The organism is Celeribacter arenosi (assembly GCF_039539485.1).
Classification (GTDB): Bacteria; Pseudomonadota; Alphaproteobacteria; order Rhodobacterales; family Rhodobacteraceae; genus Celeribacter; species Celeribacter arenosi.
The window spans coordinates 1-19,646 of record NZ_BAABDF010000002.1 but is presented as its reverse complement, the minus strand read 5'-3'; the positions used below and the strand labels follow the sequence as shown (position 1 = coordinate 19,646).

The 19,646-nt window shown below is 56.4% G+C and carries 21 protein-coding genes; 11 read left to right on the top strand and 10 right to left on the bottom strand.

The genetic code is table 11. The features are described 5' to 3' along the window. Positions 1 to 8: 8 nt before the first annotated feature. The 5 genes from ABD815_RS01555 to ABD815_RS01535 all read right to left on the bottom strand — a co-directional run bounded on the left by ABD815_RS01555 (position 9) and on the right by ABD815_RS01535 (position 5,372). Positions 9 to 830, bottom strand: a complete 822-nt coding sequence (locus tag ABD815_RS01555; RefSeq protein ID WP_344842516.1) for a glutathione S-transferase family protein — start codon at positions 828 to 830, stop codon at positions 9 to 11. Continuing rightward, the gene (locus ABD815_RS01550) at positions 827 to 2,266 is read right to left on the bottom strand and encodes an aldehyde dehydrogenase family protein (RefSeq protein ID WP_344842513.1); all 1,440 of its coding nucleotides are present in this window, start codon (positions 2,264 to 2,266) and stop codon (positions 827 to 829) included. Before ABD815_RS01550 ends, ABD815_RS01555 begins: the two co-directional genes overlap by 4 nt. 19 nt (positions 2,267 to 2,285) lie before the next feature. Continuing rightward, on the bottom strand, positions 2,286 to 3,644 hold the full coding sequence (locus ABD815_RS01545) for a TRAP transporter large permease (protein ID WP_344842510.1): 1,359 nt from the start codon (positions 3,642 to 3,644) through the stop codon (positions 2,286 to 2,288). Next, complete coding sequence (locus ABD815_RS01540) at positions 3,641 to 4,183, bottom strand: TRAP transporter small permease (RefSeq protein ID WP_344842507.1); 543 nt, start codon at positions 4,181 to 4,183, stop codon at positions 3,641 to 3,643. Before ABD815_RS01540 ends, ABD815_RS01545 begins: the two co-directional genes overlap by 4 nt. Positions 4,184 to 4,301: 118 nt before the next feature. After that, the gene (locus ABD815_RS01535) at positions 4,302 to 5,372 is read right to left on the bottom strand and encodes a TRAP transporter substrate-binding protein (protein WP_344842505.1); all 1,071 of its coding nucleotides are present in this window, start codon (positions 5,370 to 5,372) and stop codon (positions 4,302 to 4,304) included. Positions 5,373 to 5,494: 122 nt separating this feature from the next. Between ABD815_RS01535 and ABD815_RS01530 the strand changes: the two genes are divergently transcribed. The 5 genes from ABD815_RS01530 (at position 5,495) to ABD815_RS01510 (ending at position 8,810) form a co-directional block, all read left to right on the top strand. Further along, on the top strand, positions 5,495 to 6,253 hold the full coding sequence (locus ABD815_RS01530; RefSeq protein WP_344842502.1) for a GntR family transcriptional regulator: 759 nt from the start codon (positions 5,495 to 5,497) through the stop codon (positions 6,251 to 6,253). A 92-nt stretch (positions 6,254 to 6,345) separates the two neighbouring features. Continuing rightward, positions 6,346 to 6,810, top strand: a complete 465-nt coding sequence (locus ABD815_RS01525; RefSeq protein WP_344842500.1) for a hypothetical protein — start codon at positions 6,346 to 6,348, stop codon at positions 6,808 to 6,810. Between the two features lie 22 nt (positions 6,811 to 6,832). After that, on the top strand, positions 6,833 to 7,525 hold the full coding sequence (locus tag ABD815_RS01520; RefSeq protein ID WP_344842497.1) for an OsmC family protein: 693 nt from the start codon (positions 6,833 to 6,835) through the stop codon (positions 7,523 to 7,525). A 23-nt stretch (positions 7,526 to 7,548) separates the two neighbouring features. Next, positions 7,549 to 7,836, top strand: coding sequence for a nitrate/nitrite transporter NrtS (nrtS, locus tag ABD815_RS01515; RefSeq protein ID WP_344842494.1), 288 nt, complete (start codon positions 7,549 to 7,551; stop codon positions 7,834 to 7,836). Between the two features lie 218 nt (positions 7,837 to 8,054). Continuing rightward, entirely contained in the window at positions 8,055 to 8,810 is a 756-nt protein-coding gene (locus ABD815_RS01510; RefSeq protein WP_344842491.1) for a sulfite exporter TauE/SafE family protein, read from the top strand. Positions 8,811 to 8,830: 20 nt separating this feature from the next. Here ABD815_RS01510 and ABD815_RS01505 read toward each other — a convergent pair whose 3' ends face one another. Next, positions 8,831 to 9,571 (bottom strand): GntR family transcriptional regulator, encoded by a 741-nt coding sequence (locus ABD815_RS01505; RefSeq protein WP_344842488.1) that lies wholly within the window; start codon positions 9,569 to 9,571, stop codon positions 8,831 to 8,833. 100 nt (positions 9,572 to 9,671) lie between these two features. Here ABD815_RS01505 and ABD815_RS01500 point away from each other — a divergent pair, with 100 nt between their 5' ends. The 6 genes from ABD815_RS01500 to ABD815_RS01475 are packed head-to-tail and all read left to right on the top strand — an operon-like array spanning position 9,672 to position 16,265. Continuing rightward, complete coding sequence (locus ABD815_RS01500; RefSeq protein ID WP_344842485.1) at positions 9,672 to 11,006, top strand: OsmC family protein; 1,335 nt, start codon at positions 9,672 to 9,674, stop codon at positions 11,004 to 11,006. Positions 11,007 to 11,025: 19 nt separating this feature from the next. After that, positions 11,026 to 12,207 (top strand): OsmC family protein, encoded by a 1,182-nt coding sequence (locus tag ABD815_RS01495; protein WP_344842483.1) that lies wholly within the window; start codon positions 11,026 to 11,028, stop codon positions 12,205 to 12,207. 1 nt (position 12,208) lies between these two features. Then, entirely contained in the window at positions 12,209 to 13,384 is a 1,176-nt protein-coding gene (locus tag ABD815_RS01490) for a 4-hydroxybenzoate 3-monooxygenase (RefSeq protein WP_344842481.1), read from the top strand. A gap of 53 nt (positions 13,385 to 13,437) precedes the next feature. Next, complete coding sequence (locus ABD815_RS01485; protein ID WP_344842479.1) at positions 13,438 to 14,421, top strand: TRAP transporter substrate-binding protein; 984 nt, start codon at positions 13,438 to 13,440, stop codon at positions 14,419 to 14,421. A gap of 3 nt (positions 14,422 to 14,424) precedes the next feature. Beyond that, entirely contained in the window at positions 14,425 to 14,961 is a 537-nt protein-coding gene (locus ABD815_RS01480; RefSeq protein ID WP_344842476.1) for a TRAP transporter small permease, read from the top strand. Positions 14,962 to 14,972: 11 nt separating this feature from the next. Further along, positions 14,973 to 16,265: a TRAP transporter large permease gene (locus ABD815_RS01475; RefSeq protein WP_344842474.1), complete on the top strand. Its 1,293-nt coding sequence runs from the start codon at positions 14,973 to 14,975 to the stop codon at positions 16,263 to 16,265. Positions 16,266 to 16,987: 722 nt separating this feature from the next. Here ABD815_RS01475 and ABD815_RS01470 read toward each other — a convergent pair. From ABD815_RS01470 to ABD815_RS01455, 4 genes are all read right to left on the bottom strand, one after another. Further along, positions 16,988 to 17,362, bottom strand: coding sequence for a helix-turn-helix domain-containing protein (locus tag ABD815_RS01470; RefSeq protein WP_344842471.1), 375 nt, complete (start codon positions 17,360 to 17,362; stop codon positions 16,988 to 16,990). Next, the gene (locus tag ABD815_RS01465; protein WP_344842467.1) at positions 17,349 to 17,576 is read right to left on the bottom strand and encodes a MerR family transcriptional regulator; all 228 of its coding nucleotides are present in this window, start codon (positions 17,574 to 17,576) and stop codon (positions 17,349 to 17,351) included. The genes ABD815_RS01470 and ABD815_RS01465 overlap by 14 nt, the downstream gene beginning before the upstream one ends. Before the next feature lie 108 nt (positions 17,577 to 17,684). Continuing rightward, positions 17,685 to 18,833 (bottom strand): basic helix-loop-helix domain-containing protein, encoded by a 1,149-nt coding sequence (locus ABD815_RS01460; protein ID WP_344842465.1) that lies wholly within the window; start codon positions 18,831 to 18,833, stop codon positions 17,685 to 17,687. Beyond that, positions 18,830 to 19,646 (bottom strand): tyrosine-type recombinase/integrase (locus ABD815_RS01455; RefSeq protein ID WP_344842462.1); only part of this gene is annotated, 817 nt, incomplete at its 5' end. The genes ABD815_RS01455 and ABD815_RS01460, both read right to left, overlap by 4 nt.

Genomic DNA, 19,646 nt, shown 5'->3' with positions numbered 1-19,646 from the left:
TCCCGCTCTTAGATTTCGATTTCTAGAATTCTAGCAACTTCGGGCCAACTCATGGCCCCGTTTTCACGTAGATCCTTCGTCAGGTCTTCGGGGACCCAGTCAATCAGGCATTTTTTGAAGTTCGGCCGCGCCTCAATCCGTGCGAACCATTGCTCGACGTTTGGCTTTCGCCCGTTTTCCCACATGCCACGCATCGACATCATCGCGAGGCGGTTCACATAGGGCGTCATCGCTATGTCCGCGATCGAGAATTTATTGCCGACCAACCAGTCGTCCCCACCACTCAGGGCCGTTTCCATTTTAGCCAGGTAACTGTCGTAGAGCTTTACCTTCTCACTGGCACCGGGCGCATCGAATCCGTAGCGGGTGTAGCCGTCTTTCAGGTCTTTCCAGTTCGACGTCACTGACATCGTCGGCGTTGACGCGAGAAATTTCTTAACCCCCTCTTCGCCGAGATTCTTCAAAACCGTATGGCGGTGCGAGCATACGAAAGTCACCGCGCCGCAGGCCGGATGCAGATCTTCGTCAACGGCCTTGGTCCAATACCGTGCCTGCGCCCGTTCCCATGGGTCCGTCGGGTGAACGCTGTTTTCAGGCGAGATCTGATCCAGATATTCGATTATCACCGTGCTGTCGGGAACAACCGTGTCGTCATGCACCAGTGTCGGCACGACACCCTTGGGGTTCAGTTTCAGATAGTCGGGTTCAAACTGTTCACCCTTTAGGATATCGATATAGACGCCATCCCACTCAAGGCCCTTTTCCTCCATCGCGAAGCGCACTTTGGCGGCGCAAACCGATGATCCGTGGTGATAAAGTGTAAAGCTCATAATTGCACCGTAACCCATTTCAGTTCTGTCATTGCGTCCATATCCGCATCCGTTCCTTCACGCCCCACGCCGCTTTCGCCATTGCCGCCGAAGGGCACATGGGCCTCGTCGTGAATGGTCGGCCCGTTGATGTGGCACATCCCTGCCTCGATGTTCTTGGCAAAGTGGAACGCGCGGTTGATGTCTTTGGTGAAGATCGCCGACGACAATCCGTACTCGGTGTCATTGGCCTTCTCCAAACCCTCCTCGTAGCTGTCGATCGGATAGATTGACGTGACCGGCCCGAAGGTTTCGTCCTTGCAGATGGTCATCTCTCCGCTGACGCCTGTCAAAAGTGTGGGCTGGCACCGGTTCCCCTCCCATTCGCCGCCCGTCACCACGGTGGCACCTTTGGCAACCGCATCTGCGATGTGATCCTTGACGCGCTGGCGCTGACGATCCGAGATAATCGGCGCAATCACCGTGTTCGGATCCCGCAGATCGCCCATGCCCAACTTGCCCGCAATCATCGCGAACCGTTTGACGAATTCGTCAAAGATCGGACGTTCAACATAGAACCGGCTTGATCCGATGCAGGCCTGTCCGCCGAACATAAAGATCGAGCGCGCGACTAATGGCATCGCCTTATCCAGATCCGCATCGGCCATAATCACTGTCGGGCTCTTGCCACCCAATTCCAATGTCGCGGGTGTTTTGTTCCTAGCGCAGATTTCGTTGATGTGTTGGCCTACTATGGTCGACCCTGTGAAGGTCACGAAATTGATTTCCTTGTGGGCGGTCAGATCATCACCGATCTCGTGACCAAGGCCGGTTACAACGTTGTAGGTCCCCGCCGGAAAACCTGCCTCGGCAACGATTTCAGCAAACAGCACGGTCAAATGTGGTGCCATTTCCGATGGCAGGTGCACCACCGTATTGCCCACCGCCAATGCGTTCCCCACAAGCCGCGCGGTTTTGATAAGCGGCACGTTGAATGGCGTGATAACGGCCACCACACCCAATGGTTTGCGAATGGACATCGAAAATTTGCCTGGCGCGTCTGACGGGATCGTCTCTCCGCGTACGTTGCGACACAGACCAGCCGCAGCGCGGACCATCGTCAGCGCCTTGTTGAACTCGAACATCGCTTTTTGAACGGGCGATCCGATTTCGTCGATCAGGCAGTCCACCAGCTCTTTCTGCCGCTCTTCCATCAGTTCTGCGACACGCAACAACCAGCGTTCGCGCTGCGTAGGCGACGTTTCTTTGAACGCCGGAAAGGCTGCTTTTGCCGCAGCTACGGCACGGCGCATGTCATCGCCAGACCCTTTCGCAGCATGGCAATACAGGCTGTCATCCAACGGGTTGAGCACCTCAAAGGTTTCGCCGTTTTTTGCGTCGCCCCAATCACCGCCGATAAATAGCTGAAGGGTTTTCGTTTCGGTTATTGCAACCATAGTAAGTCTCCTAAGCTATTCAGCCGACTAAAGTTTCCGGAAGAAACAGTGCAATTTGTGGGAATATGATGAGCAGAACGATCATCAGCGCCATGGCGAACCAGAAGGGCCAGATGCCGCGGAAGATCGTTCCCATCGGCACCTCGGGTGCGATGGATTTGACGATAAAGACGTTGATCCCAACGGGCGGGCTGATCATCCCCATCTCAAGAACGATAACAACGATGATCCCGAACCAGATCAGATCCCACTCAAGGCCAATTGCGATAGGAATGACGACTGGAATTGTCAGAACCAGCATGGCCAGAGATTCCAAAAACATCCCCAGAAAGATGTAGACCGCAATAATGATCAAAAGCACGCCGAGCTCGCCGATTGGCAGCGAGGTGAGAAGAGTCACCAGTTGGGCCGGCACTTCGGTCAGTGACATAAAGGGAATGAATACGAATGCCCCGATTATGATCAGGAACACCGTAGCGGTTGCGTTCATGGTTTGTAACACCACTGTCTTTAACGCCGTCGGGCTCAGGGACCGGCGGAACGCCGCGATCACGAAAGTAAAGAAAGCGCCCACTGCCGAAGCTTCCACAGGCGTGAAGAACCCGGTGTACATTCCGCCGATGGTGAGAACGACAACCGAAAGAATGGGCAGTGCGGCCAATGCAGAGGCTTTGCGCTCCGGCCATGAAGATTTTTCGCCCCGTGGTCCGGCCTCCGGTTTGCGCAGGACGATCAGGTAGATCGCACCGATGAAGAGCAGCGTCAGAATGATGCCCGGGAAGACACCAGCCATAAACAGCCGGCCAATCGATTGTTCGGTCAGCACGGCATAAATGATCATCCCTCCCGAAGGAGGGATCAGGAACCCAAGCGTGCCACCCGCCGCGACGGATCCGGTCGCCAATCCATCCGCGTACTTGTAGCGCTTCATTTCTGGCAAAGCGACACGGCCCATCGTCACTGCAGAAGCCAGCGATGACCCCGAAAGGGCGGCAAAGCCTGCGCAGGCCGCGATTGTAGCTGACGCCAGCCCACCACGCAGATGCCCCATCCAACGATAGGCCATTGTGAAGAGGTCGTTCGACATGCCCGACACGCCCGCCAATGTCCCCATAAGCACAAACATCGGTATCACAAGCAGATTGTAGTTCGACGCGGCTTCAAACGTCTCGCCCGAGATATTGGAATAGGCGATCCGCAGCCCTCGGGCCCATGCCTGATCCGATGCCATGCCGACAGCAATAAACTGGTTGGCATTTGCCACAACCGTCCCGACCAGCCCGACCGCCAGCATGGACAGGCCGACTGGCATCCGCAGCGCCAAGAGGACGAAGAGGCCAACCAGTCCGAGGATCCCCAATAAGGTCATACCGATCATAGGGTGTCTCCATAGAGCTTTAAGGGGATGACCTTGTCCGACCGGATCAGTTGCCAGATATCCAGCAGGACAACGACGGCGTAGATCCCGATTGAAACCGCAAGAAGGTAGTAGAACGGGCCGTAAGAGATTAGCAGCTGCTGCGTCGTCTCGCCGAACTTCGCTGCAGTCTCGCCTGCATGCCACAGCCTCCAGGACATGATCGCCAATACGCCGAACCCGAGGATCTTCACAATGATCATGGACCATTTCGCAAAGCCCGCCGACATCGTGTTTTCCAGCACTTCGATTTCGATATGCGCGCCTGTTCGGGCGCCCAACGGCACAGACAGAGCGACAATGACAACCAGCGCCAGAACCAGAAGGTCCTCGGCCCCGACGATCGGGTTGTTCAATACCTTACGCATGATCAGCACGTTCCAGACGGAAAAGGCCGTCATAAACAACAAGGTTGTTCCACCCAACACCAGCGCCAACCGTGAAAGAACGGTATCCAGAAGCTGGATCGCGCGTGGCGGTTTCAGTGCATCATCATCCATGTTGGCCCCCTTTAGCTTCCCTTTTGGGTACGGTTGGTTGCAGCGCCATTGCGATGGCGCTGCAACGGTGGAAATCATGGAGAAATGGGGAAACCGGTGTGGCATCCCCACTCCGAACTTACCGATTAATTGCGTTGTAGATTTCCTCGGCATTATCGATGCCGCGCTCGGCGTAGTCGGCGAAGATCGCTGCCATGCCGTCAGCCACCGCAGCATCCATGCGGGCGCGCTCCTCGTCGCTTACTGTGACCAGCTCGTAACCCTTGCCTTCGGTATCCATCATCATCTGCAAAGACCGCGCATCGGCGCCGTCGAAGCTTTCTGCGAGCTTCATCGAAGCGGGCTCACCCGCGAGTTCATCAATGATCGCGCGATGCTGGTCGCTAAGACCCTCGTAGCGCTCGCGGTTCATCACCACGAAAATCACCGCATGCTGAACTGGAACATTGTCAACAAAATGCGTTGTCACATCCCAGAAGTTCCAAGGTGGCGTCATGTTGTTGTAGGTCGCGTACGCGCCGTCGATCGTGCCTGTCGAAAGCGCTGTGTACATTTCCGACACTGGCATCTGCACCGGGACAGCACCCATTGCTTCGATGATCGGCGTTGTCATTGCCGCATAGGGAACAAGCTTTGCGCCCCCCATGCCTTCCAGCGTCGACATGTCCTGCGTTGCCGCAATCCCGATACCGGCGGCCGTGGACAAGGCAATGACTTTCACGTCTTCATATTCATCCGCCAGATATTCATCGAACACCGCCAGAATACGTTGGGTCGCCTCTGCCGAATTCTCTGACGCGCCGGGCGGAATGGCGAGCATCGTTTTGGGGAACAGCGCAGGCGTATAGGCAGAAACGCCGAACGTGATATCCGCCACGCCCTCTACGGCGCGCTTGTATTGCTGTACTGGGCCAGCACCAAGCTGTCCTGCCGGAAACAATTGCATCGTTAGATCACCGCCAGAGCGCGCCTCCAGCTCTTCGGCGAACCACGCAAACATAACTGTGTTGGTATGGTGCTGCGGTGGAACAAACGTCGCGACTGTGAGCTCTTCACTGGATACGGCATGCGCCGAAAGCCCAAGCCCCGAGGTCAGCGCCATAACCAAACTAAATCTGGAAATTCCCATGCTATTCTCCCTTTTCTCTCCTAAGGGCCGACGCGCACTTGGGATCCCAAACAGCGCCATCGACCGACTCCCTGAGCTACAAAGGCATGCTTCTGGATCCCAAATCAAGCTTTTTCTGCCAGTATCGTCCAAAACACTTAGATTTGCCTTGACTTTGGGATCCCAAATGGCATGACTTACCTATGGACTCAATTGACACAGAACTCGCTAACCGCATCCGCCACGACATCATTCATGGCGCCTATGAAGAAGGGGTGCGCCTGTCAGAGGCGCAGCTTTGTGAGGCACACAATGTGTCACGCACGCCGGTAAGGCTCGCCTTGCGGATCCTTGAACGGGAGGGTCTGATTTTCCGCGGCGAAGGCCGCGGCTACCGTATCCAGAGCCCGACAATTGCCGATATCCTTCAGGCGGTTCAGGTGCGTGGCCACCTTGAAAGCCTCGCGGCACGCCTGATGGCGCTGTCGCCCAACAAAGTCGACTTTCTGCCCGACATGGCCCAGGCGATCCGCACGATCGACGATCTGATCTCTGCTGGCAAACTGGACGAACCAACGATTAAGCAAATGCAGGCCGCCAATGAGGTGTTTCACACATCCATCCTTGATGCCTGCGGCAACGATTACGTGGCCTTCACGTGCCGCCAGATCAGCCACCTCCCCATGCTTGCGGCGGGCTCAATGGTGTTTGATCGCGCAGTGCTTGAATCACCAGAGCAGCTGGAACGCGGCCTCTTTAGGCTACGCCTCGGCAACGCTCAGCATCAAGTTATCTACGAATCTATCGCCAGCACCGATCCCACGCGCGCCGAGCGCATGATGAGCGAGCATTCACACACAATGGTTGAATACATCGAAAAATTCGAAAAGCGGGACAGCCGTTTGTCCGTTTCTGACCTCGTCGCCTATTCGGCCGCGACTGCGGAATATCCAAACCTCTGAGGACACAAGCCTGCGCGTCATCGCAGTCAACGCGTCAACGCGGCTTTATAGAACTCTGCCCGCGCGAGAACACGAATAGCAGTAATAGCCCAATGACAAAACTTGGCGAAGATGTCATCGGCACCAGTGGCATCGCGCCCTTCTTTAAGGTCAAAAACGCGGACGATGCCTCCATTGACGCGCCAGAGAATAGCAAAGGCGAAGCTCTCAGAACGTGGGTGCGCTCGCTTAGCGGGTTCCCAAAAGAGGCCCTCGTCCGGTCTGCGAAAACAGGGGATACGTTGCGGCTTGTCTCTGATAAGGATCCCTATTTGAATGGCCAAGATGCCGCACCTTGCCCGCTGGCTCTCCAGTCATCCGGCATGATCGCAAGTTTCATGAATGAAATTCCTGCACTGGCCAAAATCCAGGACGTGGAAATCCGGAAACTGAAGCTGATCCAAGACAACTATTCCACGATGAAAGGCTCGATGCCGAAGCGGACATTGGTCGGCGGTGCCGAAATTATTGACCTTCCGGTCGAGATTAATTGCGACCTTGAAGATGCGAAGCTGTAGGAATTCCTTATCAACGCAACCCATGCTCCCCCTCAACGGCCTGATGCGCGGCCAGTTGGAAAGCCTGTTCAAACTGAGAACGGACAGCAAAGAGCTGGCAACAGTAATAGCCGTCGAAACTTATGCCCCACTGTTCACCGATCCGGGCGACCATTTTGGAATGGCTAAAGAAACTGCTGGGGATCTTACTCTACTGGAGCCCATCGGCCTTACCCCCAGGATGGACGTCGTCCTTGGCACTATCGCTGCCTCAGGTAGCCTTGCTGACGTACAAGACCGGCGGCTGGACATTGGTGCCGTAGCGACCCTGCGCGAAGATGGCATTAAGGAAATCCAGCAGATGCAGTGTTCGCCCTACGGGACGTCCTTCCGTTTCTTAAGTTCGGAAGATGGGCGTGCCCCGGATGCGATTTCGCTGATCAGTGCGGACATCGGGTTCTGCTTTATGACGCAGTTCGGACGATTCGCTTCCATATTGAAGTTGGGACCGCCCGAATACCGCGTCGTCCAGGATACCCATTTCAACCTTTGCGGTGCCTCGGGCGTTACCGGCAAAGCGGGTGAGGCGGACCCAATCGAAACACATGTCTATTTGCAGACCTCGGAGACTGACGAAGTTGCGCAAGAGATGCTCGATAATTCAGAGCAAACCTGCTTCCTCCACGCCTTCTGCCGCACAGACGTGAAGACAAAACCTAAAATCGTGCGGGCCTGATATTGCAAAAGGAGCGAGGATTGATGTCGGACGAACAAAATATGGGCCTGTTGCAGCTTGCATTGCAAAGGAGCGTCGTCATTAGGGCCGTTAGGATTGCGGCTGTGGTCGGTTTGGTTTTGGCCATAATCAATCACGGCGACAAACTGATCTCAGGCGAGGTCACCGCTGTGACAGCGTTCAAAATGGGGCTGACCTTCCTTGTCCCGTATTGCGTTTCGACGTTCTCGTCGGTCCTCGCCATTCGCGAACGGCTCCAACTCATCAACCCAGCCGAAGGCCAAACGCCAATTCAGGGCCGTCGCTTATAGAGCGGCCTTGAAACAAGGACAACGACGGACCGCGAGACACTGGAAATGAAGACGCAACACACCGTGCTGGGGGACGCCCATGTCGATCGTGCTGAGGCGGAAAGAACCGATTTCAGCGTGGCACTTCAGGATCCCCTCACTGATGCCGCAAGAATAATGCGCGCGCGTGCCTGTGCGATTTATAGACGTCGCACTTCAATCCAGAAAGATTCCTCGCAATGATACCAGTGATAGACGTGTCGTTTTCGATAGTGATGATCGTTTTTGCTCTTTTGCTCGGCGGAATACTTAAGGGGGCGGTTGGTATGGGCGCTCCGGTCATTGCGGTGCCGGTTATCGCGTCTTTCTTTGATGTTAAGATCGCTGTGGCGCTGATGGTTCTGCCCAATTTCAGCACCAATATTTGGCAGCTTTGGACCTATCGGAGCAACTCAATCCCGGGGATGTTCCGGTGGGTGTTTGCGATCGCGGGCGCAGTGGGAGCGATTTTGGGGACGGTCATGTTGGTAAACTTCGCGGCCAGCACACTCAAGGCGATGATCGCCGCGGCGGTTCTGGGCTACGTCTTCTTACGTGTTTCACGTCCGAATTTCGCCATTTCCACGACATTGGCCAACCGGCTTGCAATACCGATGGGAACGCTTGCAGGTGTACTTCAGGGTGCGGCCGGCGTGTCTGCGCCTGTCTCCGTCAGCTTTCTCAATGCGATGAACCTGTCACGCGCCGTGTTCATTCCAACGATTTCGCTTTTCTTCGTCGCGATGACCTTGGTGCAGATACCGTTGCTGGTCGCAGTTAAGGTCATGACGCCGCAAGTCTTGCTTCTAGGAATTGCGGCGCTGGTCCCGCTGTCTATCGGCATGCCAATCGGTGCTCTTGCCGCCAAGTCCATCTCTGCAAAGGCCTTTGACAGGCTAGTGCTGATCTTATTGGTTGGGCTCTCGCTCAAACTGATTGCGGACGCGGTGCTCTAACATCGGACGGAAAACGCGCTTCAGTCGTCCTGCGGTTCTGTTTCCACCTGATTGACGATCCCGGTTTCCAAAAGCTTCTTGTGATACCCGTCACCTATGAACAGGCGAGCATAGCGCACGGGCGCTGCGCCATGTTCGCGCATCATATTCTCTGCACGAATTGCATCCCCTGACTGGATCGCGTCCCAGATTATGACGTGTTGGGAATGCCCTACGGTCATGCGCAACATTTCGGCATGGGCCATGCCTTCGACCTCGGTGAACGCGCCCGGCGCAATGATCGGAACATTTGCGATCCGATCCAACCCTTCCAACACGAATTCGTTGCCGCAGGCGGTGGCTATCGTGGAGTGAAATATCTTGTTAGCTTCCTGATAGACCCCGATCTCTAATTTAGTTACCGCGCTGCGCCGGATGATCGCTTCGGTCATTGCGATCGACTTTTCGATCGCTCCGATGGTGTCCTGCGTCAATTCCATCGCGGCCAACCGACCTGCGGCAATGCCTTCCAGCGCGCCGCGCACCTCGGCCGCCTTCTCCAGATCACTGAATTCAAACGGTCGAACCTGGTATCCTCGGCCGTCCAGTTTGACCAAGAGGCCCTCTGCCTCAAGCTGGATCAACGCCATGCGGACGGGTGTTCGGGACAGGCCCAATAAAGTCGCAGCACTGCTTTCTGTGACTCGATTCGACAACGGCAACTCGCCGTTAACGATCATGAATCGAAGTCTTGTGACTGCAGTTTCGACAGCTGTGCCCATCTGTGCTCCCCGTAAACCTACGCCTTAAAGTCCTTATGTATCCGAAATTAGCCGATTTTTTGCAAGGGCGCCGACATAACCCACATCATTGGATGCGTTGTTGACTTATGGATACATTATTGCCAAGTTTTCATCCAAATCCCTGCAGGATAACCACATAAGGGATACGATTTTTTTGATCCAGCCTCGCAGGCGACCTATCACAGGAGAGAATCCCATGCCCCTAGGCAGCAACAAAATCTTGGAGTCTGGTCGGCCGCTTATCTACGAAGTGAGCAACTTCGACAGTCTTGGCGTCGGAACGCCCCAGATACGCCGCGGCGACGCACTTCGGACCTTGGTCACCTCCCTCTCGGGCTTCCAAAAGGAAGCTCTCGTCGCCTCCTGTCGCTCTGGGAAAACCTGGCGCATGGTATCTGACGAAGGCAAATACCTGAATGGATACGATGCTGCACCTCCGCCCTTGTCATTTTTGACGGTCGGCATGGTCGCGTCATACATGAATGAGATCACTGCGTTGGCGCAGCGTGATGGCGTTGAAATTCGCCATCTTAAGCTAACGCTGGACAACTACTATACGATGACCGGGTCGATGCAGAAACGCACCATGATCGGTGGTGCCGAACCGGTAGAGTTGCAGGTTGAAATAGACTGCGACCTTGAAGGGGCTGCGCTCAACCAATTCTTGATGAATGCGGTCCATGCCTCTCCGCTTAACGGATTGATGCGAGGCGAACACCATAGCCTGTTCAAACTATCGCGGAACGGTAAAGAAATCGCGCCCCTGAAAGTGGGGCAGTTGGATGCTGATTTGCTTCCTGACCCTGCCGACGCCGTGCAAAAAGCCAAAGCAGGCGAAATTGGAGAAAACCTGCTAATCCATCTTGGCCAGACCACCAAAAAAAACGTTCAAGGCGGCACTGAAAAAGCCGCATCCTCCCTGTCTGAACACCAAGATCGCCGGTTGAACATTGCCGCCGTCGCGACCCTTCGCGCTGACGGCATGAAAGAAATCCGCCAACAACTTTACTCCCCCCACGGCAAAGAATGGCTTTTCCTGTCGGAAGAAGCCGAAGTCGACGGCGGCAAAGCGCGCGCGCCCGACGCGGCAAGCTACATTTCAGCGGGGATCGGGTTTTGCTTCATGACGCAATTCGGGCGTCTGGTGCCAATGCTTGGCCTCGATCTGCCCGAATATCAGATCATTCAGGACACTCATTTCAGTCTGGGTGGCGCGTCTGGCGGTACAGGCAAAGCTGGTGAGGCCGATCCGGTTGAAACCCACGTCTTCCTTACGACCAACGAAAGCGACGATGTCGCGCGCGAGATGCTCGATCTAAGCGAGCAGACCTGCTTCTTGCATGCGTTCTGCCGCACCGACCTGAAAACCAAATTGAAAACAAGCCTGCGTGACGTTCAATCGCTGACAGCCTGAGACCGGGAGACAGACCATCATGACCAAACTTGGTGAAAACCTCATTGCGCAAAGCGGACTTGCGCCATTCTTCAAATTGGCCAACGCAGATGAGGTTGGTATCGACGCGCCCGAGAACCGCAAGGGCGACGCACTTCGCACGCGGGTGCGGTCGCTTTCGGGGTTCCAGAAAGAGGCGCTGGTGCGGTCGGCCAAAACGGGCGACACGTGGCGGCTTGTCTCCGATGAAGGTCCATACCTCAACGGTCACGACGCGGCGCCATGTCCTTTAGCTTTCCTGTCGACTGGCATGGTCGCAAGCTTCATGAACGAGATCACGGCGCTTTCGGAAATCCGTGGTGTGAAGATCCGCAAATTGAAGCTGATCCAAGACAACTACTACACCATGAAAGGCTCGATGCCAAAACGCACCATGGTGGGCGGGGCCGAGAATATCGACTTGCAGGTCGAGATTGATTGCGATCTCGACGACACGGCGCTGCACCAGTTTTTGCTGGATGCAACTTTTGCCTCCCCGCTCAACGGGTTGATGCGCGGCCAGTTGGAGAGCCTGTTCAGGCTGGGCCGCAATGGTCAGGAACTGGCGACCAGGAAGGTCGCCGAACTGGATGCACCCCTGTTCCCCGATCCGGGCGAACATTTCGACACCTCGCTGCCGGAAACCTCGGATCTGACACTGATGGAGCCGGTCGGCAAAACGCCGAAGAAAGAAGTCGTGCTGGGGACCACATCTGGAGGATCGTCGCTGGCCGATGAACAGGACCGGCGGCTGAACATCGGTGCGGTGGCGGTGCTGCGCGAGGATGGGATCAAGGAAATCCAGCAGATGCAGTATTCGCCTTACGGCACCTCGTTCCGCTTCCTCAGTTCCGAGGACGGGCGCGCGCCAGATGCCAACTCGCTAATCTCGGCGGGCATCGGGTTCTGCTTCATGACGCAGTTTGGACGCTTCGTCTCGATGCTCAAGCTGGACCTGCCGGACTACCGTATCGTGCAGGATACGCATTTCTCGTTGGGCGGCGCATCGGGGGGCACCGGCAAGCCCGGCGAGGCCGATCCAATCGAAACCCATGTCTATCTCCAGACCAGCGAGAGCGAAGAAACCGCGCAGGAGATGTTGGATATTTCCGAACAGACCTGTTTCCTTCATGCCTTCTGCCGGACGGATCTGAAAACCAAACTGCGAATTCGGAGAGTCTGAGATGAAGACGCAGGTGTGTATCATCGGCGGCGGCCCGTCGGGTCTGTTGTTAAGCCATATCCTTGATCTGAATGGCATCGACAACGTGGTGCTGGAACGTCAGACCAAGGACTACGTCCTGGGCCGAATTCGCGCCGGCGTGCTTGAACATAACTCGGTTCAGATGCTGCGCGATTACGGACTGGGTGAGCGGATGGACCGTATCGGGAAGCCGAAAAACGGCACGCTCATACTTTGGGAAAACCGGCCCGAATTCTTCATCGACGTGAAGAAATGGACCGGCAAACAGATGATGGCCTATGGCCAGACAAACATTACCGAAGATCTATACGCGGCCCGCGAAAGTGCCGGCGGCGCGGTGATCTGCGAAGCCGACAATGTTGCGCTGAACGACATCGAAACCGACGCACCCTTCGTGATCTATGAAAAGGACGGGGCGAAACATCGCGTCGACTGTCAGATCATTGCCGGATGCGACGGATTTCACGGCCCGTCCCGTCGCGCGATCCCGCAGACCCATCGTCGCGAATTCACGCGCGAATATCCGTTTGGCTGGATGGGTGTCATGGTCGAAAAGCCACCCCTCGATGATTTTATCTACGCCTATCACAGCGACGGGATGGCGATGGCGGCGCAGCGCAACCCGATGCTCAGCCGGTACTACGTGCAGGCCCCTATCACCGACAGCCCCTCTGATTGGTCCGACGACCGGTTTTGGGAAACCTTGCTGCACCGCTTTCCAGCCGAGGTAGCAGCCCAGATCCAGACGGGCCCCACGATCGAGAAATCCATGGCCCCATTGCGCAGCTTTGTATCTGAACCCATGCGCCACGGGCGGCTTTTCATCGCGGGCGACGCCGCGCACATCGTGCCCCCCACCGGAGCCAAGGGGCTGAACCTTGCGTTCTCGGACGTGCATTACCTGCAACGCGCACTCGTTGCCTTCTTCAAGGATGGCAAACACGCATTGTTGGAAGACTATTCGCAAACGGCGTTGCGCCGCGTGTGGTCGGCCGAAAATATCTCATGGCGGCTGACCAAACTTTTGCACGTTTTCCCCAACGAGGATCCATTCGAACAGAAGATCCGTGAAAACGACTACGACCTGCTTTTGATGTCCGAAGCGGCCCAGCACGCGCTGGCCTACGAATATATCGGACTGCCATTCGACGATTGAGCGGTCAGCGGGAGGCTGCGCAAAAAAATAATCAAGCTCAGGGAGGAGCTAAAATGAAGACACTATATGCACTGACAACCATCTCATGCCTTGCGGCGGCGCCAATGGCGATGGCCGATGATTTTGCCTTGGCGTATTTTATGGGCCCGAACCACCCGATGAACGGCGCGGTGTTTACACCATTCGCGGAAAAGCTCGCAGAGGTGTCCGATGGCGCATTGACCGTCACCCAATTCCCCGGTGGCGCGCTGAATTCATCGCCGACACAGCAATATTCCATTTTGCGTGATGGCGTAACCGACATCGCATTCCACCCACCTGGCTACACCGCACAGCTGTTCCCTGTCACGACATCCGTGACCACTCCGGGTATTTGTGAAGACGCGGTCGAATGCACCGAAGCATTGTGGCGTGCCTATGATGTGATCGAGCAGGAGTTTGACGCCCAAATCCTCGCGCTTTGGACGACCGATCCCAGTGTGATTTTCACCGCAGACAAACCTGTGCGTGTTCTCGAAGATATGTCCGGCATGATCGTTCGGGTGTCCTCGGCACAAGACGTTCCGTTCATGGAAGCGCTCGGTGCCTCAGGTGCCTCGCAGCCGGTCTCGGTCATCAACCAAAACCTCGCCAACGGCGTTATTGACGGTATTGCCATCGACACATCGGCCAATATGTCGTTCAAACTTGATGAACCTGCGAACTACATCACCACCAATGTCCCCGGATCTGTCACGTCCTTCGCATTGTTGATGAACCAAGGCGTTTATGATGCCTTAAGCGATCAGGAAAAGGCTTGGGTCAACGAGGCGTCCGGCAAATGGCTTTCGATGCAGGGTGCGCAAGTCTACCACGACCTTGCCATTCGCGGGCTCGAGGTTGCTGCCGGGAACGGCGTTGAAGTCATCACCTTGGGCGACGATGAACGTGCCCGTTGGGATGCGGCTATCCAGCCGGTACTGGACACGTGGTACGTAAGCGAAGTCGGGCAAGGCATGACAGGTGAAGACGTCATGCGCCTGATGAAGGGCGAATAAGCCATGAGCGTGCATAACGCTTCGCAAACCACCGGTCGGATCGACCGGTGGTTTTACCACATCGCGAATGTCTTTGCAGTCATTGGCGGACTTGGTCTGATCGTATTGATGGGCATCACCGTTGTGTCGGTGTTCTGGCGCTACGCGCTGCGCGACCCGATATTTGGCGTAGGCGATCTGTCGTCCATGACGCTTGCGGTTGTTGTGTCCGCCGGCGTTGCCTACGGCGCAGTCTACGGCGCGCATATCACGGTGAATATCATCGCCGCCATTTTGGGGCGAAAACTTACGCGGCTCACTGATGTCGTCGTTCGCGGGTTTGGAGGATCCATTTGTGCCTATGCCGCATACGCCTTGGCCAAAAAGGGATCCTGTGGTCTGTCTTGCGGGCTTACCACCGAAAACCTGGTGATCCCCAAAATGCCGTTCTACTTCATGCTGTCTGCCGCAATGGCAGTGGTTGCAGCACTTACGTTTTATCACTTGATCGTCGGCCTGCAGCACTGGGCCGGAGCCGACCCGAATGAGGAAGATGTCTAATGGATGGGTCTATGATTGCGATTTTAGGCTTCGTCGTTCTGCTGTTGTTGCTGTTGTTCCGGATGTCCGTCGGTGCGGCAATGATGCTGGTCGGTGCCGTCGGGATCTATATGATCCGCCCTGCGGCCAGCCTTCCAGTGGTGGCCGGCGAAATCTTTGGCGAGGCTACCAATTATAACCTGACAATCCTGCCTTTGTTCATACTAATGGGTAATCTTGCAGGGATCTCGGGGATGAGCCGCGACCTTTATGATGCAGCGCATAGTTGGATGGGGCACATGAAAGGCGGGCTGGCGACGGCAACCATAGTCGGCTGTGCCGGGTTCTCTGCGCTGTCTGGCTCATCACTCGCGGCTGCTTTGACGATGGGCAAAGTCAGCCTGCCTGAAATGCAGCGTTACAAATACGATAACGGTTTGGCCACAGGTGCCATTGCGGCGGGTGGTACCTTGGGCATTCTGATCCCGCCGTCCGCAGGTTTCGTGATCTACGCCATCCTCACCGAGGAATCGATCGGCCGTCTCTTTATGGCCGGTATTTTCCCGGGCCTCCTTTTGACCGCCCTGTTCATTGTGGCCATCATGATCGTCGTATCCCTCAACCCCGCGAAAGCGCCCACAGCCGCGCAAGTAGAAACTATGGGCGCTCGCTTGGCGGCCCTTAAACGGGCGCTTTGGATCATTGGCATCATCGTCCTGACCATCGGCGGCATCTACACTGGCGTCTTCTCTGCAGTCGAAGCCGCGGGAATCGGTGCCTTCCTTGCCTTCATCGTCAGCTTGATCCGGCGATGTATCACTTGGGAAACCCTGAAAGACGTCATAACGAGTACACTAAAATCGACCGGAATGGTGTTCTTCATCCTGTTCGGGGCGTTCGTATTCAAGACGTTCGTCGGGTTTACGGGCGTTACCTTTGCGATGACCCAATGGGTCGAGGCGCAGGGTTTCGGCCCCACTCAGGTCGTTATCGCGGTTCTTATAGGTCTGATGTTGCTGGGAACTTTTATGGAAGGCTTCGCCATTCTCGTGCTGGCCGTGCCGCTCTTGCAGCCATTGTTGGAATCCCTTGGCGTGGATCTCATCTGGTTCGGGGTTTTGATGGTCATCGTTCTGGAAATGGCACTGATTTCGCCTCCCGTTGGTGTCAACGTGTTCGTGGTGAAAGGGATCGCGCCCAACGTTTCACTTAACACAATCTTCCGGGGCATCTGGCCGTTTTGGATCGCGATGCTGGTCGCAGCAATTCTCATCCTGCTCTTCCCGCAAATCGCCTTGTTCCTACCGCACCAGATGTTTGGCTGATAAGGCCGCAGGGGTGATGGCCAAACCATCATCCACGTGGCGTACAGCTCGACGTCGGCGTCGGCGCGAAAATAGCCTCCTCGCATAGTACACAGAGGCAACAGGCCCAAAACCAGAGCACTAAACAAGGCCCTCGGCATCCACATCGGCTGCCGAGAGCCTCAGTGTTCGTATTTAGACTTTTACCTTGCCTCGATCGTCTCTCAACCTCTGACCCGAGACAAAACTGCTGTTAGAAAGTGCCAGATACAGCAGCATTCTCAGTTGATCCTCGAGCAGCATTTCCCGTTTGATTGACCGTGTCGCCACCGTGGGGGCACGAACTCTGATTGGTCTGAGGCGGCTCATCACCTCGAACGAACATGCACTTCTTGCAAAGAGGAATTTACTTTCGCACTTGCTGCGAACGTCGGCAATCCGCCCATCCCGCGCGCCCTCCACCAAACAACTCTGGGCTTTTTTCCTCAAATACGACCGCACAAGAATAAAGGTCCCCCCTCCGGCCGATAGGCAGGTCGCTAGAATTTTGAGGTACCCCTCCTGCCCTGCGCGCTTGGGCGGCGCGCTGTGATTTCGCTGGTATGGTAGGATATATATATGGCGCATTTTTTGCGCAGTGGCGGGGGCTGGTTCTATGGCGCAGTTTTCGGGCTTTCGGGCTTCCCTTAGGCTCGATTATTGCGCCGGCCTGCCCCAAATCCGTGCCATGTCATGCCCCAATATCATGCCGGGGTTTTGTTTTTGAACGCCAGTGTCGCCGGCTTACCGTCGACACTGAGATGCGTCAGGGCCCAATGCGCCGCCTGGCCCACACCTTCAGGCCCAAGGCAGGCGCCCCGCGTTTTGACGACGAAGCCCGCCTCTTCGAGCTCGCGATAGTAGCGGCTGACAGTATTGCGCGAGCACCCTAGCCTCTCGGCAGCCAAGCGCTGCGAGAGGAACAGCCGCCCGTTGTTGTGGCCGTTGTAAACGCGGATCAGCTCCCAGTGCAGAGCTCGCGCCCCGAGCCCAAGACGCCGGTAGGCGGGTCGTCCAAAAATCCAAGTATCGAGTTTGATAAAGCTCGCGGCATTTCCGCGCTTGTCACGTTTTGCCATGCGCCTGGCCCTCCGAGCGAGGCGAGATACGCCGCGCATTGGCCCAGGCGTTCAGATCCGCGCCGTGGTAGACGATCTTGCGCCCCAACCGGAAGTAGGCCGGAGACCGACCATGGTGACGCAACTGTGCCTGGCGGGCTTTGCTTCCCAAAAGCGCCAGGATTTCCGGATCTTCGGGCAAATAGGCCCGCGCTTCATCAAAAAGATTGTTCATTGGATTGCCTCAAGTTTCGAACTCAGGCTTCCAATTATCTTCAGGTCTTTTGGGTTGGGAACAGAGTTTTCCGATGCCTCAAGCGGCTCGCAGATTTCCCAAAACCGCTTAAGGGGTTTTCTGGAACAGTGCGTAGTACTGAGATTTGTAGGGTTCTTTGGAACGGATGTCGTCGGACAAATAGGCCTCCATCTGGCCCTTACCCTGCCGCCAAAGATCGGGATCTTTCTCCACCGCATGGTCGAACGCCTGCTCTAAAATGCGGTCCTCGCTCATCTTTGGGTAAAACGGCGCCAATTCGACGATCTGTGCCCAAAACGCCGCCACACGCTTGGCCCGATTGCTCATCGACGCCTTGCCGGATGCTTTGCTGCGTTTGCGCTTGGCCTCTTGAAGTTTGACCACTTCATATTCCAATGGCTTCCTGAGAAGAGCGGCCGCACTAAAGCCTGCGGTAAAGCTGACCTCAGAGGCGTCTTTCACGGTGCTTTCAACCTCGCTCGGCCCGAGCCCGGCTTCTTGTGCCGATTGCACCGACTGTTGGAGATCACCTGTAAAACGCTCATGGTTCAACACCACGGTCAACGCATGCCAGAGCTGTGTTTTGGGTTCGAGATTGGGTATGGTGCCCAGCATGCTCAGCAACTTCGACCCGTGACGCCAAGGGTATTTGCGAAGCCAAACTTCGGCGCGTTCTCTCTGCTCTGCCGTAATAGCCGGGTGGTTCCCACTCGGTAGGTCTTTGGTCGGCGAATTACGCTCGTACCGAAGCGGGGTCCCGAACCTGTACCCAATCTGACTTTGCCCTTTCGTGAGCAGCTTTTGATAGAGATCGAGGTCGATCTGAACATGGCGCCCGCGCCGTTCTGACCAGAAGACCACCGTATTCATGCATCCCCGAAAGTCGATTCCCATATCGCGCAAGGAGCGCCGTGCCTGTTCGGCGGCCTGCGCAAAGAATGTGGTGTCTTCATTCGGATGGGTCGTCTCGATCTCACCAAAGAGTTTTCGGATCCAGAAGAGTTCATTTGCGGCAGCGCCCTGTTCGGGATCTGCGGCATGATGGGGCTTAATAAAGTCTTCGTAGGCCTCAGTGCCATCGCCGTACATCCGCATCGGCACGATCTTCGCCAATGTGTCGCGGCGCGCCTTTCTGGCACTTAGCGGCATGTCGTTCAGGCTCAAGAGTTCCTCCAAGCCAATTTCATAAAGCTCCCCGTGCCATAATAGCTGCCGCTTCTCCGGTGTGTCGCTCAAAGCCCTGCCCCTTTTTCTATGGCGCCGCCCGTCACAAAGGCCGACCACTGCTCCATCAACTCCCGCCGCCGCTCGAGCAGGTCCGAGCGCGCATAGGCCCGCTCCACGTCCGAGCCGACTTTATGCGCGAGGCTCATCTCCGCTACCTCGCGCGGCGCATTTGCCACTTCGCCGGCCCAGTCCCGGAAAGTCGATCGAAAGCCGTGCACCGTCGCATCCTCGACACCCATCCGGCGCAGCAGCATCAGCATCGCCATGTTCGACAGCGGCTTGTGCCGTTTCTGCCCCTCAAACACCACCTCGGAGCGCAGATCTCGCAAGGGCTCGATCAGGGCCCGCATCGCCTCCGTCAGCGGCACGCGGTGGTCTTCTCCCATCTTCATGCGCCCCGCAGGGCAAGTCCACAGGCGCGCCTCACCGTCAATCTCGTCCCACCGCATGCCGAGCACCTCGCCCGTCCGCGCGCCAGTCAGGCAAGTGAACATGAGCGCTTTCGCCGCCATGCCACTTTGCGCGCCCAGACGCGCGTAAAACTCCGGCACATCGCGCCACACCATCGCGGTATGGTGGCGCGGCTTCTTGGCAACTTTTGGCAGAACGCCGCCATCGCGGATGGCCGTGACCGGGTTTTCCCCGTCTCGGAATCCACGCGAACGGGCCACGTCGAGCACGGTCTTGATCCGCTGCGCGAGCCGCCGAGCGGTTTCGTGTTTGGAGGTCCAGATCGGCGCGAGGCACATGAGCACTTCGGGCTGGCCGATGCTATCGACCGGCATCCGCCCGATCTTCGGGAAGGCATAATCGCGCAGCGTG

Excerpts from the sequence above, each read along its gene's own strand:
- ABD815_RS01555 (WP_344842516.1), bottom strand. The coding sequence starts at position 830 with ATGAGCTTTACACTTTATCACCACGGATCATCGGTTTGCGCCGCCAAA.
- ABD815_RS01550 (WP_344842513.1), bottom strand. The coding sequence starts at position 2,266 with ATGGTTGCAATAACCGAAACGAAAACCCTTCAGCTATTTATCGGCGGT.
- ABD815_RS01545 (WP_344842510.1), bottom strand. The coding sequence starts at position 3,644 with ATGATCGGTATGACCTTATTGGGGATCCTCGGACTGGTTGGCCTCTTC.
- ABD815_RS01540 (WP_344842507.1), bottom strand. The coding sequence starts at position 4,183 with ATGGATGATGATGCACTGAAACCGCCACGCGCGATCCAGCTTCTGGAT.
- ABD815_RS01535 (WP_344842505.1), bottom strand. The coding sequence starts at position 5,372 with ATGGCGCTGTTTGGGATCCCAAGTGCGCGTCGGCCCTTAGGAGAGAAA.
- ABD815_RS01530 (WP_344842502.1), top strand. The coding sequence starts at position 5,495 with ATGGACTCAATTGACACAGAACTCGCTAACCGCATCCGCCACGACATC.
- ABD815_RS01525 (WP_344842500.1), top strand. The coding sequence starts at position 6,346 with ATGACAAAACTTGGCGAAGATGTCATCGGCACCAGTGGCATCGCGCCC.
- ABD815_RS01520 (WP_344842497.1), top strand. The coding sequence starts at position 6,833 with ATGCTCCCCCTCAACGGCCTGATGCGCGGCCAGTTGGAAAGCCTGTTC.
- nrtS (WP_344842494.1), top strand. The coding sequence starts at position 7,549 with ATGTCGGACGAACAAAATATGGGCCTGTTGCAGCTTGCATTGCAAAGG.
- ABD815_RS01510 (WP_344842491.1), top strand. The coding sequence starts at position 8,055 with ATGATACCAGTGATAGACGTGTCGTTTTCGATAGTGATGATCGTTTTT.
- ABD815_RS01505 (WP_344842488.1), bottom strand. The coding sequence starts at position 9,571 with ATGGGCACAGCTGTCGAAACTGCAGTCACAAGACTTCGATTCATGATC.
- ABD815_RS01495 (WP_344842483.1), top strand. The coding sequence starts at position 11,026 with ATGACCAAACTTGGTGAAAACCTCATTGCGCAAAGCGGACTTGCGCCA.
- ABD815_RS01490 (WP_344842481.1), top strand. The coding sequence starts at position 12,209 with ATGAAGACGCAGGTGTGTATCATCGGCGGCGGCCCGTCGGGTCTGTTG.
- ABD815_RS01485 (WP_344842479.1), top strand. The coding sequence starts at position 13,438 with ATGAAGACACTATATGCACTGACAACCATCTCATGCCTTGCGGCGGCG.
- ABD815_RS01480 (WP_344842476.1), top strand. The coding sequence starts at position 14,425 with ATGAGCGTGCATAACGCTTCGCAAACCACCGGTCGGATCGACCGGTGG.
- ABD815_RS01475 (WP_344842474.1), top strand. The coding sequence starts at position 14,973 with ATGATTGCGATTTTAGGCTTCGTCGTTCTGCTGTTGTTGCTGTTGTTC.
- ABD815_RS01470 (WP_344842471.1), bottom strand. The coding sequence starts at position 17,362 with ATGGCAAAACGTGACAAGCGCGGAAATGCCGCGAGCTTTATCAAACTC.
- ABD815_RS01465 (WP_344842467.1), bottom strand. The coding sequence starts at position 17,576 with ATGAACAATCTTTTTGATGAAGCGCGGGCCTATTTGCCCGAAGATCCG.